13 protein-coding genes are annotated in these 15,253 nt (G+C 43.0%); 4 read left to right on the top strand and 9 right to left on the bottom strand.

Annotated features, from left to right (window positions below; all coding sequences use genetic code 11):
- Positions 1-63 precede the first annotated feature (63 nt).
- Positions 64-1,251: a class I SAM-dependent rRNA methyltransferase gene (locus LJ658_RS09020; RefSeq protein WP_230546165.1), complete on the top strand. Its 1,188-nt coding sequence runs from the start codon at positions 64-66 to the stop codon at positions 1,249-1,251.
- A 101-nt stretch (positions 1,252-1,352) separates the two neighbouring features.
- Here the strand turns inward: LJ658_RS09020 and LJ658_RS09015 are convergent, their stop codons facing one another.
- From LJ658_RS09015 to LJ658_RS08975, 9 genes are all read right to left on the bottom strand, one after another.
- Positions 1,353-2,753 (bottom strand): hypothetical protein, encoded by a 1,401-nt coding sequence (locus LJ658_RS09015; RefSeq protein ID WP_230546164.1) that lies wholly within the window; start codon positions 2,751-2,753, stop codon positions 1,353-1,355.
- Positions 2,734-3,291, bottom strand: coding sequence for a hypothetical protein (locus LJ658_RS09010; RefSeq protein WP_230546163.1), 558 nt, complete (start codon positions 3,289-3,291; stop codon positions 2,734-2,736). The genes LJ658_RS09015 and LJ658_RS09010 overlap by 20 nt, the downstream gene beginning before the upstream one ends.
- Positions 3,288-3,845, bottom strand: coding sequence for an RNA polymerase sigma factor (locus LJ658_RS09005; RefSeq protein ID WP_230546162.1), 558 nt, complete (start codon positions 3,843-3,845; stop codon positions 3,288-3,290). Before LJ658_RS09005 ends, LJ658_RS09010 begins: the two co-directional genes overlap by 4 nt.
- Positions 3,846-4,260: 415 nt before the next feature.
- Positions 4,261-4,794 carry an ATP-binding protein gene (locus tag LJ658_RS09000; RefSeq protein ID WP_230546161.1) on the bottom strand — a complete coding sequence of 178 codons (534 nt, stop codon included), beginning with the start codon at positions 4,792-4,794 and terminating at the stop codon, positions 4,261-4,263.
- Positions 4,795-4,805: 11 nt separating this feature from the next.
- Positions 4,806-5,408 (bottom strand): nicotinamide riboside transporter PnuC, encoded by a 603-nt coding sequence (gene pnuC / locus LJ658_RS08995; protein WP_230546160.1) that lies wholly within the window; start codon positions 5,406-5,408, stop codon positions 4,806-4,808.
- 294 nt (positions 5,409-5,702) lie between these two features.
- Positions 5,703-7,250: a DHA2 family efflux MFS transporter permease subunit gene (locus LJ658_RS08990; RefSeq protein WP_230546159.1), complete on the bottom strand. Its 1,548-nt coding sequence runs from the start codon at positions 7,248-7,250 to the stop codon at positions 5,703-5,705.
- 5 nt (positions 7,251-7,255) lie between these two features.
- Positions 7,256-8,317 (bottom strand): HlyD family secretion protein, encoded by a 1,062-nt coding sequence (locus LJ658_RS08985; RefSeq protein WP_230546158.1) that lies wholly within the window; start codon positions 8,315-8,317, stop codon positions 7,256-7,258.
- Positions 8,318-8,328: 11 nt separating this feature from the next.
- Positions 8,329-9,687, bottom strand: coding sequence for a TolC family protein (locus LJ658_RS08980; protein ID WP_230546157.1), 1,359 nt, complete (start codon positions 9,685-9,687; stop codon positions 8,329-8,331).
- A gap of 5 nt (positions 9,688-9,692) precedes the next feature.
- Positions 9,693-10,322 carry a TetR/AcrR family transcriptional regulator gene (locus tag LJ658_RS08975; RefSeq protein ID WP_230546156.1) on the bottom strand — a complete coding sequence of 210 codons (630 nt, stop codon included), beginning with the start codon at positions 10,320-10,322 and terminating at the stop codon, positions 9,693-9,695.
- A gap of 201 nt (positions 10,323-10,523) precedes the next feature.
- On the opposite strand from LJ658_RS08975, the gene LJ658_RS08970 reads away from it, so the two are divergent.
- The 3 genes from LJ658_RS08970 to LJ658_RS08960 all read left to right on the top strand — a co-directional run bounded on the left by LJ658_RS08970 (position 10,524) and on the right by LJ658_RS08960 (position 15,131).
- Complete coding sequence (locus LJ658_RS08970; RefSeq protein ID WP_230546155.1) at positions 10,524-13,001, top strand: PIG-L family deacetylase; 2,478 nt, start codon at positions 10,524-10,526, stop codon at positions 12,999-13,001.
- A 132-nt stretch (positions 13,002-13,133) separates the two neighbouring features.
- Positions 13,134-13,325: a hypothetical protein gene (locus tag LJ658_RS08965; protein ID WP_230546154.1), complete on the top strand. Its 192-nt coding sequence runs from the start codon at positions 13,134-13,136 to the stop codon at positions 13,323-13,325.
- A gap of 108 nt (positions 13,326-13,433) precedes the next feature.
- Positions 13,434-15,131, top strand: coding sequence for a sodium:solute symporter (locus LJ658_RS08960; protein ID WP_230546153.1), 1,698 nt, complete (start codon positions 13,434-13,436; stop codon positions 15,129-15,131).
- Positions 15,132-15,253: the final 122 nt, after the last annotated feature.

Here is a 15,253-nt window from a genome sequence, read left to right as displayed (position 1 = left end):
GTATTTTAAAATAAAAGCCTCCCCTTAGGGGAGATTTAGAGGGGTGTTGATACCTTTGCAGCCATGATCGACATCATATTAAAAAAAGGTAAGGAGAAAGCGGTACTTCATCGCCACCCGTGGGTTTTTTCGGGAGCGATTGAACAGGTTAAGGGGAAACCCGCTAACGGGGATATTGTACGCCTTATAAACGCTAAAGGCGATTTTATGGCTTATGGTTTTTATAACGATCAGTCGCGGGTTGCGTTACGGTTACTGGAGTGGGATGAAGAAGTTACCGTTAATGAAGATTGGTTCAGGAACAAAGTAGCTGTTGCGGTAGCCGGCCGTAATGAACTGTTAAGCGGCGGCGAAACCAATACCTGCCGGCTGATATTCAGCGAGTCGGATTACCTGCCCGGGCTTATAGTTGATAAATATGCCGATCATTTAGCGGTACAGGTACTAACATCGGGCATTGAGAAGATGATGCCGGTTATTATTGACGAACTAAGAACGTTGTTAAACCCGACAAGTATTTTTGACAAAAGCGATGCCTCATCAAGACAGCACGAGGGTTTGGAGACGGATAATGTGGTTTTGTTTGGCGATAATCCGCCAGAATCTGTCGTGGTAAAAGAGAACAGCATAATTTATAACATCAACATAGCCGAGGGGCAGAAATCAGGTTTTTATTGCGATCAGCGCGATAACCGCAAAATAGTAGCCAGTTATGCCAAAGGCAAAAAAGTGCTGGATTGCTTTAGTTATACCGGAGGGTTCACGCTAAACGCTTTACATAACGGTGCGATATCGGTAACCAGTGTTGACAGCTCGGCGCTGGCTATTGAAACTTTAAAAGAGAACATCCTTTTAAATAAACTGGATAGCCAGAAACACATCGCCATCCAGTCTGACGTAAATAAGCAATTGCGTGTTTTCAGGGAAGAAGGAGCATTGTTTGATATCATTGTGCTTGATCCGCCTAAATACGCGCCATCGCGCTCGGCGCTGGATAGAGCCTCCAGGGCCTATAAAGATCTGAACAGGCTGGCTATGCTGCTTTTGAATAACGGGGGCCTCCTGGCCACTTATTCATGTTCTGGCGCTATGAATATGGAAACCTTTAAGCAGGTGCTTGCCTGGGCGGCGTTAGACGCTGGCAAACAGGTGCAGTTTATTTACCAGTTTTGCCAACCGGAGGATCATCCGGTTAGATCGTCATTTGCAGAAGGGGAGTACCTGAAGGGATTATTGTGCCGGGTTTTTTGACTTGGAGTGAAGTCAAAATCAGCACAGCTTTGTTATTAAATATAAAAAGCAGCTATTGTCTTTAGCAATAGCCGCTTTTTATAATCTTGCCGCTTTGATTGCTAGTCAAATTTAACACCCGGGCCGTAGCTGGTTTTTATGGTAATCACCTTATCGGCATTACCTTTGCCTATATGGCCCTTATAATTTTTTGTAGAAGTAAATCCTCTTTCATTATCTGGCGTTTTGCTGGTTACGTTTGTTGAGTTGTCATAAACAAAATCGCCATAATGTACGGTCACATCAAAATCAGCATTGATATCATTTAACGATCCCAATTTTACAGGTGCATAAGCTGAGGTAATATTCAGCGTTTTTAGATTTTTACCAACATCGCTAATTTCCAATCCGTTACCATAACGCACGTTAAAAGTGCCTGACGAACTTAGTTTGCCAATTTTTGCGGGGCTATAGCTTAATGTTGCGTCCACGTTATCGCATGATGTAAGATCAAGGCTGCCATAAGCCACGTTTAGCTTGCTACCCGTAAGGCTGGCTATATTGGCATCGCCATATCTGACAACTATCACGTTATCTGCATTGGTTAATGCCTTTGCTACCAGCCCGCCATAGCTGTTACTGATATTTAGTTTACCATCTAAATTAGGCAAACTAACAGCGCCATACCTGTTATTAATAGTTAACGCATTTTTTGCCGGCATATACACTGTGTAGTTAATAATAACCTTGTGTACTTTTATTACTTTGCCATTTTGTGACATAGTGCCCCACCATGAACTTTCGCCACGGTCAATAGCCGTTGTAAAAGCTACTGTATTGTCCTCTTTGCTACTGTTAATTGTAGTTTGGTCAAGTAATTTCTGAGCGTCGGCATCATCATTAGCGTAAGCTTTAATATCAACATCAACCTTTACCTCGTTTTTGTTCCAGGTGTTTACGGTTATTTTACCATAACGGTTATCAATTTGTAATTTGTCATTAACATCAACCGGGTAGCTTTTGGTAAAGGTTTTGCTTTTTTCTTTTACATCGCCGCTGGCTACCTGTTTCTGCAAATTAACATCCGAGTCGAAATTATTAAAACGCAGGTGATCGAAAGTGCTGCTAAAGCTCTTGTTAAAAGAAGAGTCTAACCTAATGCGCATGCCTTTGCGCAGGATGGTCATTTTTTCCTGTGACGCGGCAAGGTTTTTCTTGCTTTCCTCGCGGCTCAGATCGGACATTTCTTTATTAAGCTGGCGCATCTTTTCTCTCAGCTTATTCATTTTATTACGGTAGGCAGTATCCTGCGATCCGTCATTATAATAATAAACCTCCGGGGTAACCTGCGGATTTGCTTCATAAGCCAGGTCATTGGAAATGATAATATTTGTTGGCATCGGTGCGGCAGGCGGCGAAGGCGGCGTTGCCGGAACCGGTGCTCCAGTTTGTGCACCGGCGGTATGATAAGCCATAAGGCCTGCCAATGCCATCAGGACTATGTTATATATTTTTAACTTCATTTTTTTGCTGACTTTTAAATTCATTAAATTGTTCAATTACATTAAGTTGTTGATTCAGTACCTCTGTTTGTACCCGCAAGTTCCGGATCATTGCACGCAAAACAGCTTCCTGGTTAGGGCTGGTTAATAAATCTTTATTTAGTTTTTTATAGGTAGAATCCATTTTGCCAATCTCGGCGGTAAACTCTTTGTAAAGTTGCGGGTCTGATTTTGCGATGCTTTTAAGCTCGGTGCGCTGGGTTGCTATCAGCGAGGTATACTGTACCCGTTTTTTGGCATACTCAGGGTTTATGGCTGCATAGTTAACCGTTGCCGGCTGGCGACGTAAATAAGTAAAAAAACATGCACCCATCACCATGATCACTATTGCGGCAACGCGTAGAACAAACCCTAATGAAAATGTTTTAGCCTCGCGCTTTTGTTCTGTAAATTGTTGTGGTAATTCTATTTCAATCCTGCTCCATAAATTTGCTCTTGGTTCCAGGTCGTCAAATTCTTGCCGGTTGGTTTTTATAAAATCCTCTAATCGCTTGCTCATTGTATTATTCCTTTCCTGTTTAAAATCTCGCTCAATTTTCTTTTAGCTCTCAAAAACTGTGTTCTTGATGTGTTTTCTGTAATATTTAATATCTGTCCAATTTCTTCATGATCATATCCCTCTATCAGGTATAAGGATATCACCTGTTTATAACCCTCGGGCAGCTCATTCATAGCCTGTTTTACCAGGGCCACTTTATATTGCGTTTCTTCCTCGTCCTCCTGCTCCTCGTCAATTATATTATTTAAATCTTCGTCAAGCTCAACCAGCTCTACCTTTCTTTTGCGTAATAAGTTAATTGACCGGCTTACCACTATTTGTTTTAGCCATAATCCAAACGTTGTTTCCTGCCTGAAATCTTTTATCCGCTTAAAAGCATCTAAAAACGACTCGTGTAAAACATCTTCAGCCTCGGCAACATTGCCCACTATCCTAAAGGCGACGTTTAACATCGCTTTAGCATATAGTTTATACAGTTCATAGCAGGCTTTTTTACTGCCCTGCTTACATTCAACTACTAAGTTGTAATGTTTATCAACGAATAAGGCTTCCAAGTTTTACAGCTTTCGGGTTATAAGACATCGGGTATTTTTGAATGTTGCATCAAAGTGAATTATTTATGAAAATAGTGTGAATTTATGCATGCTGGTGTGGTTGATTATGAGATCATTATAGGTTAGTTAGGTGTTCGATAGTGTAATCATAGGTGATAGTTATACTAAAGATAAGTAATAGAATGATTTAGTTACTTTGTAATGATGTTTTGGGGACGGGAGCGGAGAGTGTTGAAGGATGTGTGAGTTACAGAATAAGAAAGGTTAAAGTAGGCAGTAAAGTATAATCGGCGCATGGGGGAGCATTATAACGTTAATCAGGGTGTTCCCCGATTTTAATCGGGGCCGGCTATCCGCTTATACGCCTTCAGGCCTTAGCCGCAGGCCGGTATCCGCTTCTATCCCTAACACGGTGTTACGCTTGCTTTTCCAGAAAAGCATCAATGGCTTTAACAGAGTTTTCGTACCGGTCAGTGCCGGTACCGCTTATCAATATATACCTGGCATTTAAGGCGTCAAGCTCTTTATGCCAAACGCCCATAAAATGTTCGCGCTTATGGGGGAAATCGCGCAGCGGGTCATCCTGCCAGGGCAGGTCGATATTTAAAAGCAGGTAAAGGTCATATTGATGATTGGGTAATGCATCCAGCACTTCCTGCGGAGATCGGCCAAAAATTTCATCGCTCCAGATCTTAACGGTGATAAAGGTGGTGTCGCAAATTAAAATATTATTGGCTTGGGGAACCAGCTCTTTTTCAAGCGCCAGCTGTCCGTGAAACATATTGATCTCGTCCTGCCAGGTTGGCGGTTGGGTTAGTTTTTCGCAATATTCACGGGCAAACTCGGGCACCCAAATGGTTTGGTAATGATCGGCCAGGTAGGCAGACATGGTTGACTTACCCGTTGATTCTGGGCCTACTACAGCAATTTTTTTGATCTCGTTTCTCACAATTAAAATGATTAGGCCACTTGCTTTTTCCAATCTCTCTTCCAATCTAAATATCCCAGCAAAGCTATTGCTACATAAATAGCATACATTACTGCAGTAAGGTGCAGGTCTTTATAAATATAAACGCCTACATAAATAATGTCTACAAATATCCATATCAGCCAGTTCTCCAGTACCTTCCTTGCCAGGAAAACCTGAGCCACCAAACTGCAGGCGGTGCAAAAGCTATCCAGGTAGGGGAAAGACGCTGTTGTGTATTTTAACAGCGACCCTAATATAAAAGTAAATACGATGATGGCCAGCACTGATAAAATAACTTCGCGCCTTTTTACACGCAATACCGGGGTTTTATCTGCAGATGCCGGTTTTTTGCTCCAGAAATACCAGCCGTAAATGTTCATGGCCATAAAATAAAACTGCAGGCCCATATCGGCAAACAGGTTTTTTTCGTAGAAGATAAAAATGTAGATCCCCACGCTTACAATGGCGAAGGGCCAGTTCCAGATAATATTTTTAGCGGCCAGGTAAACACATAACAACCCGGTTATAACGCCAATTACTTCAAGTAACGATTGTTGTAGCCACCAGGTTTGCAGCGCGTGTATGATTGTCATTGCTCAAATATAAAAAAAGCAGCCCTGCTTATCAGTGCTGCCGGTAATATTCGGAATAAATAAACAGTATTCACTGCGTTTTAAAGCAAATGAAAATAATTTCATTTAAGGCAAATAAAAATAGGTTTTGTTAATTAAAAACTCCTAAATTTATGGCTAAGATTTAAACAAGTCCTGCGAGGATACTTTTTTTGTTGTGAGGAAAAGCCGTATCGGGGACGCAATACTAAAATTTAATTGTTGATTTTTTTGAAAAAAAAAGCCGTTCCTTTCATAGGGGAACGGCTTTTCTTTTTAGTGCACATCTGTTGGCACTTTGGCATTCTTTTTAAATGGTTGCAGGTACAGCAACGGTATTGAAAATAACATTACCAGTCCTGATATGTAATACGCATCATCATAGGTTAACAATAATGATTGCCTTACCACCTTACCTTCCATAGCAGCATAAGCCATATGTAAAGCATCGGAGACCGATTTGCCTTTTATAATAAAACCCTGCTGTATCGAATGCAAATTATCAATAAAGGTATTGTTATACGGATTAATATTGCTTAACAGGTTGCTGCGGTGAAAACCTGTGCGTATATGTATGATGGTAGTTAACACGGCTATACCAAATGATCCGCCCAATTGGCGCATCATGTTGTTTAAGCCGGTGCCCTGGCCAAGTTCGGCACCTTTTAAATCGGCGATAGCTAAGGTGGTTAACGGTACAAATAACAACGCCATACCAACACCTCTTATCAATAAGGGTATTAACACATCTGCCTGGCCGGTAGCTAATGTAGACTTGCTGAGCATAAAAGTAAACACGAAGAACAAGAACATACCCCCTGTCGCCATAAATTGCGCCGGGATACCTTTATTAAGCATCTTACCAATAAACGGCATCATTACAATGGTACATAAACCACCGGGAAACAGCAGCTCGCCGGTTTGCTGTGCTGAGAAACCCAACAGGTTCTGGCAAAATACCGGGAACACAAACACTGAGCCATATAAACCAAACCCTAATATAAACGAGGTAAACATACCCACCGCGAAGCTGCGGTGCCGCAATATACCGAAGTTTACTATCGGGTGGTCTGTACTTAATTCACGCCAGATAAAAAGGATAACTCCCAATACAGCAGTTACTGTTAAAACCAGGATATAAGTGGTAGCAAACCAATCTTCTGATTCGCCTTTCTCTAATATCGTTTGTAAGCTGCCAACCGCAACGGCAAGTAGGCCAATGCCCCACCAATCGATAGGTTTACCCTTTGCCTCCTTGGGTGTTTCGTTTATGAAGGTGTAGGCGCAAAACGCAGCCAGTGCACCTACAGGAATGTTTACATAAAATATCCAGCGCCAGTTAGCGTGGTCGGTAATATAGCCACCAATGGTAGGGCCCACAGTAGGGCCTACTACTGCGCCCAAACCAAATAGTGCTGTCGCGGTGCCTATTTGCTCGCGTGGCCAGGTTTCAACCAATATAGCCTGCGATGTTGATATCAAACCACCACCGGCAAGTCCCTGCAGTATCCGGAAGATAACCAGCTCGTCCATTCCGGTTGCATTACCGCATAAAAATGACGCTATGGTAAATACAATGATAGAAGTTATAAAATATTGTTTACGTCCGAAGCGGCTGCCTAACCACCCCGACATGGGGAGTACAATTACGTTTGCAACCGCGTATCCGGTAACTACCCAGGCAACGTCCTCCAGGGTAGCACCCAGGTTGCCCTGGATAACCGGTAAGGATACGTTTACTATCGTGGTATCAATAAGCTCCAGCAACGAAGCTACGATCACCGTGATGGTAATGATCCATTTTTTAAAGCCAGTTTCAGCCATTATAATTAGTCTTTAGTAATAACAGATACGTTCACGCTCATGCCCGGGCGCAGTTTATCCAAAACATCTTTTGATGCGTTTATTTTTATTTTAACAGGGATACGTTGTACCACTTTAACATAGTTACCGGTGGCGTTATCCGGGGGTAATAAAGAGAATTTGGCACCGGTAGCAGGTGCAAAGTTGTAAACCGTTCCCTCTATTTTCAAATCAGGATAAGCATCAGCCTCAATATTCACTTTTAAGCCGTTTTTAATTTTCTCCAGTTGAGTTTCCTTAAAGTTGGCAGTAATGTATAAGCTGTTGTCATTAACAATTGAGAACAGAGTCTGACCGGCCTGTACCAACTGCCCCAGTTGCACATTCTTTTTTGATGCTATCCCATCTGCAGGCGCCTTAACGTCAGTATAGCTTAATTGTAACTTGGCATAATCAACATCAACCTGCTTTTGGCTAACACCGGTATTGGTAACTTTTAACTGATCGCGGGTGGTGCCAATTTGTTGTACAGCCGCTTTGTATTGGTCTCTTGCAGCATTTAAGTTGGCCTGTGCAACTTCCAGATCAGATTTTGCCTGATCAAACTGTTGCTGGGTTATTGAGCCGTCTTTTACCAGGTTGGCAAAACGCTGGTAGTCTTTGCTAACTTTATCTAAACGTGCCTGTGCAGATACCACGCCAGCTTTGGCAACCGCCGAGTTTGATGCGGTGGTGAAGATCTGCGACTGGCCGACATTAACGCCTGCACTTGCGCCAACTTGCGCGGCTTGTGCCTGCTCTAATTTAACCTTGTAATCGCGCGGATCGATTTTTACCAGTATCTGGCCTTTTTGAACATGCATATTTTCTTCGAAGTAAATGCTGTCAACATAGCCGCCAACACGTGCCACAACCGGGCTTATATCGCCATCAACCTGTGCGTCGTCCGTATCAACGTGTTTGCCGTAGTATATATATTCTTTTATCCCGAAAATGATACCCCCTAAAAGTACGATCCCTAATATAATGGGTAATACTCTGTTAGGTTTTTTTGCTGGTGCGTTTTCGTTAGTTTCTTGCTTTGCCATGTGTGTTTGTATTATTTGTTAAGTTTTCCGGTTGATTTTAATAAAGTATAATAAGCCAGTCCTGCATCAGCTTTAGCTAATTCTAAATTGATCTCGGCCTGGTAAAGTAATGTTTCGGCATCGGCCTTATCTGTTGCTGACGCGATGTTGCTTTTGTATTTGGATGCTAAGATGTTGTTGTTCTCGCCGGCTTGCTCTATTGATGTTTGCAGAAGTTTGATCTTATCCAGCGCTACCATATAGTTTTGATAGTTTTGGTTAACCTCGTTCTTCACGTTATCCAAAGTAATGCCTTTGTTAATGCTTACCTCGTCGCGTTGTATGCGGGCCTCGGCCAGTTTGTTTTTGTTGGTCCAGAGGGCGCCAAAGTTCCAGGCGGCGGTTAAGCCAATGGTTACAGGCGTAATAAAGTTACCCGAGCGTGGCAGCGGGTTGCCGCTTGCATCAATATAATAAGCACCTGCCGATGCGGCCAAAGTAGGCGTGGTATTGGCATTGATGGTTTTAATATTGGTTTCGGCATACTTGTTACGCAGCTCAAGCTGTTTAAGCTCGTGGCGGTTGGTTATCGCGGTGTCTATATAGTCTGCCAAAGTACCAATTGATCTTTTTGCCATGGGTATTTCGGCAATCGTTAACCGGGTGCTTTCAGGCAAGCCCAATAAGATATTCAAATTATAATTAATGATCTTACGGTTACTTTCAAGGTCAATGCCTGTTAGTTCAACATTTGAGCGTTGTAACTGAAAACGCAGCACATCATTTTTAGTAACCAGGCCCTGGTCAAAAAAGCGCTGCGACTGATGGATCTGCGCATCAATAGTTTCCAGGTTTTGGTTAACTACTTTCTGGCTCTGCAGCACTTTGTATAAATTATAATACGCGCTGATGATCTCGTAAGTGATCTGATCCTTATCTTTCTCTGCATCCAGGCGCGATATGCTGGTTAACAGCTGCGTAGATTCCTGAGCGTATTTATATCTGCCGCCGGCAAAAATAGTTTCGTTTAATGAAGCTATACCTAAATAGGCATTTGCATTTTTGGGTAAGCCAATGGTGCTTGAACCAAAGTTTAACGTGTTATAAGGAATCTCTGCACGGTTATAAGCAAAACTTACTGATCCGGTAGGCAGCGCCTTGTCTTTAGCCTGGTTGTATTGCGACACCGCCTCATCAATCCGTGATTGTGACAGTTTTAAAACCTTGCTGTTATTTAATCCTAATTGGATGGCTTCGCTTATTGTCAGCGGTTTATCCTGGGCCGAAGCTTTTTTTGAAACCAGCGACATCAGCAAAATCGATAGCGCCACAGCTAAAACAGGTAGCTTGCAGAGATGTAGTTTGTGAGATGTATTCAATTGTATATTCATAGTTGTTAGTTGAGTAGGTATGCTTTTAGTAAACTTTTCATGAAGCTTTTTATCTGCGGCTTCAATCGGGTTTCAATCATGTCGTCATCCCGGATATCATAACCCAGCAGGGGCGATGACATCATTGGTGTATTAATGATATAGTTTTTAGTGCCGTAAAGGGCCGCTATTACCATCGGTATGTCTATTTCTTTTTTAAACTCTCCGTTGGCAATGCCTTCCTGTAAGATCTTATCCAATTCGGATACGTTTCTTAATAACATATCGCGGAGTTTGTCTGATAAGTCATTCCTTCTATTCATACCCATTTCCTGGTATAAAAGTTTTTGGAAACAGTTGTTACTTACCACTTTATCGCCATACATTTCAATGTACTGCTCCATTTTGGCCCAGGCTTTCATGCTGCCGTCATTACCCAGGTTTTGCAAAATGTTTTGAAAAGATGCGATCTTACGTTCAAACACAGCCAGGAACAGTCCTTCTTTCGAGCCGAAGTAGTAGTTCAGCATGGCCATATTAACCCCGGCCTCACCCGATATCAACCGGGTTGATGCGCCGTCAAAACCTTTTTCTGAAAATACGCGCTCGGCTACATCCAGAATGTGGTCTTTTTTATCTATTTTATCTTTATCCATAATCTTTTAACACCACAAAATTAATCAAACGATTGATTAAAGTAAAATTATTTTTATGTTAATTTTGTAAGTCTCTGATTTTCAATAACAAAAAATTAATCAATCGATTAATAGCTTTTGATTAATAAGGTTATTGTCGGCTAATTGTTTTATTATTGATACAATAACACGTCAAAATTTTCTTTGCCTATATTTATGCTTATGAAGCCTATCAAAATACTTGCCGCGATTTTGCTCCTATCTACCGCTGCATTTGCACAAACCGCCCCGCCGTCTGATCTGGTAACCATACAACAAAGCTTTAAAAAATTGAATGTGCTGGGCAGCGTGTTGTATATGGCGGCACATCCTGACGATGAAAACACCCGCCTGCTGGCCTACCTGGCGCAGGAGAAGCACTACCGTACCGGTTACCTGTCATTAACCCGCGGTGATGGCGGCCAAAACCTGATAGGCAATGAGCAAAGCGAAATTTTAGGGCTGATACGCACCCAGGAACTTTTAGCAGCGCGCAGGGTTGACGGCGCCGAGCAATTTTTTAGCCGCGCCAATGATTTTGGTTTCTCTAAGGGGCCCGAAGAGACCCTGAGGATCTGGGATCATGAAAAGGTGCTGGGCGATGCGGTTTGGGTGATCCGTAAATTCAGGCCCGATGTAATTATCTGTCGTTTCCCAACCACCGGCGAGGGCGGCCACGGTCACCATACCTCGTCGGCCATTATAGCCGGTGAAGCTTTTAAGGCGGCGGCTGATCCGACACGGTTCCCGGAGCAACTAAAATATGTACAAACCTGGCAGGTAAAGCGCCTGTTGTGGAACACCTTTAATTTTGGTACCACCAATACAACAGCCCCCAATCAGTTTAAAATTGATGTTGGCGTGTACAACCCCATTATTGGTAAAGGCTATGGCGAGGTTGCTGCCGATAGCCGGTCGAACCATAAAACACAGGGCTTTGGCAGCGCTAAGCAACGTGGTAGCTTGTTCGAATATTTTAAGACCATTTTAGGGGAAGCGCCGGTTAATGATTTGATGGATGGGGTTAATACTACCTGGAGCAGGGTGAAAGGCGGTGATGTTATTGCGACAGATTTGGCTGGTATTAAAAAGAATTTTGACGCAGAGCACCCGGATAATTCAGTGCCTGCCCTGGTTGCCCTTTTAACAAAAATAGAGCAGATTAATGATACCTATTGGCGTAGCCAAAAAACCAGGGAAATAAAAGATCTGATAGCTGCATGCGCGGGATTATGGTTTGAGTCGTACGCTATGCAACCGTATTATGCTGTGGGGGATAGTATAAGCTTGGTTTCAAACTTATATACTGCAAATAAACTAAAGATTTCTGAATACACTATTAGTACGGCACCGGGATATGCAAATTCTATAGTTGATACCAAAGGCTATGCGCTTGCTCCCAATGAGTTTTGGAGAGACACAATAAATAAAGGAACGGCGAAGATTGCTGCTAAAATTACGCAGCCTTATTGGTTAAGTAAGCCGCATGATTTAGGAACATATACCCTGGCAAATGATACTTTGGCCGGCAGCCCTGAAAACCCCGATTATCCCAGGGTAAGGTTTGGATTCGACTGGGAGGGCAGGAAAATATTTTTTGAACGGAAGCTGGTCTATAAATACGTTGACCAGGCCAAAGGCGAAATTTACGCACCGCTTGTAGTGGCTCCGCCGGTTACCGCCAATATTGCAAATAAGGACTATATTTTCAGCTCGCAAAAACCGCAAACCGTACAAATAAAACTGCAAAGTTTTACCAAAGCCAGCGGCAGCATCAGTCTGAAACCGATAGCAGGGTGGAAGATCTCGCCGGAAAAAATAGATTTTACCGGTAAAGCCAAAGGCGCTGAATGGGTAGAATCATTTACCGTGGTGCCGACAGATAGCAAGCCGGGGAATAGTGTTTTGCAGGCCGTTGTTAATATCGGCGGTAAAGAATGGAGCATGGGCATACAACGTATTGCTTATGACCATATACCTGCCATAACCTTATTCCCACCCGCAGAAGCTAAACTCATCAATATCGACCTGAAAACTGCGGGTAAAAAAATTGGCTATATAGCCGGGGCCGGGGACGTGGTGCCCGAGGCCTTAACCCAAATTGGGTATGACGTACACCAGCTTACCGAAAACGATATCACGAATACTGACCTGTCTGTTTATGACGCCATAGTTACCGGCGTGCGCGCCTATAACGTCAATCCGCGCCTGGTGGTTGAGCAGCCTAAACTGATGGATTATGTAAAAAACGGCGGCAATATGGTAGTGCAGTACAACGTGTTTTCGCCATTGGTGCTGAACCAGGTTGGGCCCTATCCTTTTAGGATAGGTAACTCGCGCGTTACTGATGAGAACGCCAAAGTAACCGTTATAGATCCACAGAACCCCGTCCTTAACTACCCCAATAAAATTACTGATGCAGATTTTGAGGGTTGGATACAGGAGCGCGGCCTTTATTTTGTAAATGGTATTGATAGCCATTATAAAACTATCCTGAACATGAATGACCCGGGCGAAGCGCCAAACCCGGGCTCATTGATAGTGGGCGATTACGGTAAGGGCCGGTTTATTTATACCTCGCTTGATTTTTTCAGGGAGCTGCCGGCCGGTGTACCGGGGGCCTATAGGTTGTTTGTTAATTTGTTGAGTAAGCCAAGGTAGTATAATTAGTCTGTGATTCTGAACGATTGCGAACCATCGATTCGTTGCCCGGCAGCACACTCTTTTTTTCATCAACCTATTGTTACGCATCATATAATAAATTACTTTTGCACGTACTACGTAAATAACATTATGAAACATCATCCAAAAGCAGAAAAAGAGAGTTTAAATTACATCTATTACCTGGTAGGTATATTGAGCGGCCTTTTTACCGGTGCAATTATCAACGTATCGTTTATATGGATATTAGTAGGTGGTATTTTAGGATTTTTAACTGCGGCCTTCTTCGTGAATGTATTGGCTAAAAGCAGTGAAGAAGCCTGATCCTGAGCTGCCTTCATTTATACGAAACTGGAACCAGTTTTACGGCATTGTAGCCGGATGGCTGGTTTTTTTAATTATAATTTTCTGGCTCATTACCATTTATCTTAAATGAGCTTAACAGACTGGATCGTTCTTGGCGCCACCATACTGCTTATCGTAGTTTATGGGTTATGGAAAAGCGGCGCCAATAAAAATATCGATCAGTTTTTGATGGGCGGCCGCTCATTATCCTGGTATCATATCGGTTTTTCTGTGATGGCTACGCAGGCCAGCGCCATTACTTTTTTGTCGGCTCCGGGGCAGGCTTACAGCGACGGAATGCGCTTTGTGCAATTTTACTTCGGTTTGCCGCTGGCCATGATCGTACTGTGCATTACTTTTGTGCCGATATTTCATCGCCTTAAAGTATACACGGCCTATGAGTTTTTAGAGCAGCGCTTTGATTTGAAAACCCGGGCACTAACTTCACTTCTGTTTTTAATTCAGCGCGGCCTGTCAACCGGGATAGCTATTTATGCACCGGCTATTATATTATCTATCATCTTAAATATCAATACCACTTACACCACGGTGTTTATTGGCGGGCTGGTTACTTTTTATACAGTACTGGGTGGCACCAAAGCGGTATCGTATACCCAGCTGCTGCAAATGAGCATCATATTTTTAGGCATGTTTGCGGCGGGTGCTTTGGTTGTGGTATTGCTGCCGCATCATATTGGCTTTGCTCATGCCGTTAAACTGGCCGGCAAAATGGGTAAGATGAATGTGATAGACTGGAAATTTGACCCCAACAGCCGCTATAATATATGGAGCGGTATAATTGGGGGATTCTTTTTACAGCTTTCATATTTCGGTACCGACCAGAGCCAGGTTGGCAGGTATTTAACAGGCAGTTCAGTAGGCCAGAGCCGGATGGGTTTGATCATGAACGGGTTGATAAAAATACCTATGCAGTTTTGCATCCTGTTAATAGGGGTACTGGTTTTTGCTTTTTACCAGTTTAACAGGCCACCCATGTTTTTTAACCAGTATGAGGTTAAACAAATAAAAGAAAGCGCTTACGCAGGCCGGTATGAAGCGTTGGAGGGAAAGTATACCGCTGCCTTTGAGCAGCGTAAAGCAAAAGCGAATGATTTGATTACGGCAATTGATAGTAAAGACAAAAATAAGATAGACCAGGCGCAGGCAGATCTAAAAGATGCCGATCAGCAGGTTACGGGTATCCGCAAGGAAAGCATCGGCCTGATGAAAAAGAACAACGAAAAGGCCGATACCGACGATACCAATTATGTATTTCTGAATTTTGTGACCCACTATTTACCTAAAGGATTAATCGGCTTATTGATAGCCATAGTTTTTTTAGCGTCGATGGGGTCAACCGCCAGCGCATTAAACTCGCTGGCATCAACCAGTGTGGTAGATATTTATAAACGGATTGTTAATTCAGACGCAACTGATAAGAATTATCTCCTGGCATCACGCCTTGCAACTATATTTTGGGGGTTGGTTTGCGTTGCGATGGCGCTTTATGCCGGTAAAATGGGAAATTTACTGGAGGCTGTTAATCAGCTGGGGTCATACATATACGGCACCATATTAGGGGTGTTTGTAGTGGCGTTTTACGTAAAAAGGGTAGGGGGCACGGCTGTATTTATAGCCGCTGTGATTACCGAGGCTATCATTTGTGTAATGGGATATTTTGGCTGGGTGGCTTATTTATGGTTAAATCCGATTGGTTGCGTGCTGGTGATCCTGATCGCCTTGCTGGTAAATCCTTTTGCTAACGAGAAAGCCAGGGTCGCTTAAGTAAACAACCCCCACCTAAGGTGGGGGCTTTATTCTAACCTCTGAAAGAGGTATTCGTCAAAACAACTTCAAATCAGTCGAGCCATCTTCTTTTCGTTCTTCCTGCTCCTGATACTTCACAT

The organism is Mucilaginibacter sp. UR6-11 (assembly GCF_020880695.1).
Taxonomy (GTDB): Bacteria; Bacteroidota; Bacteroidia; order Sphingobacteriales; family Sphingobacteriaceae; genus Mucilaginibacter.
Note: the sequence above shows the minus strand (reverse complement) of the source record. Positions and strands in the feature narration are given on the sequence as shown.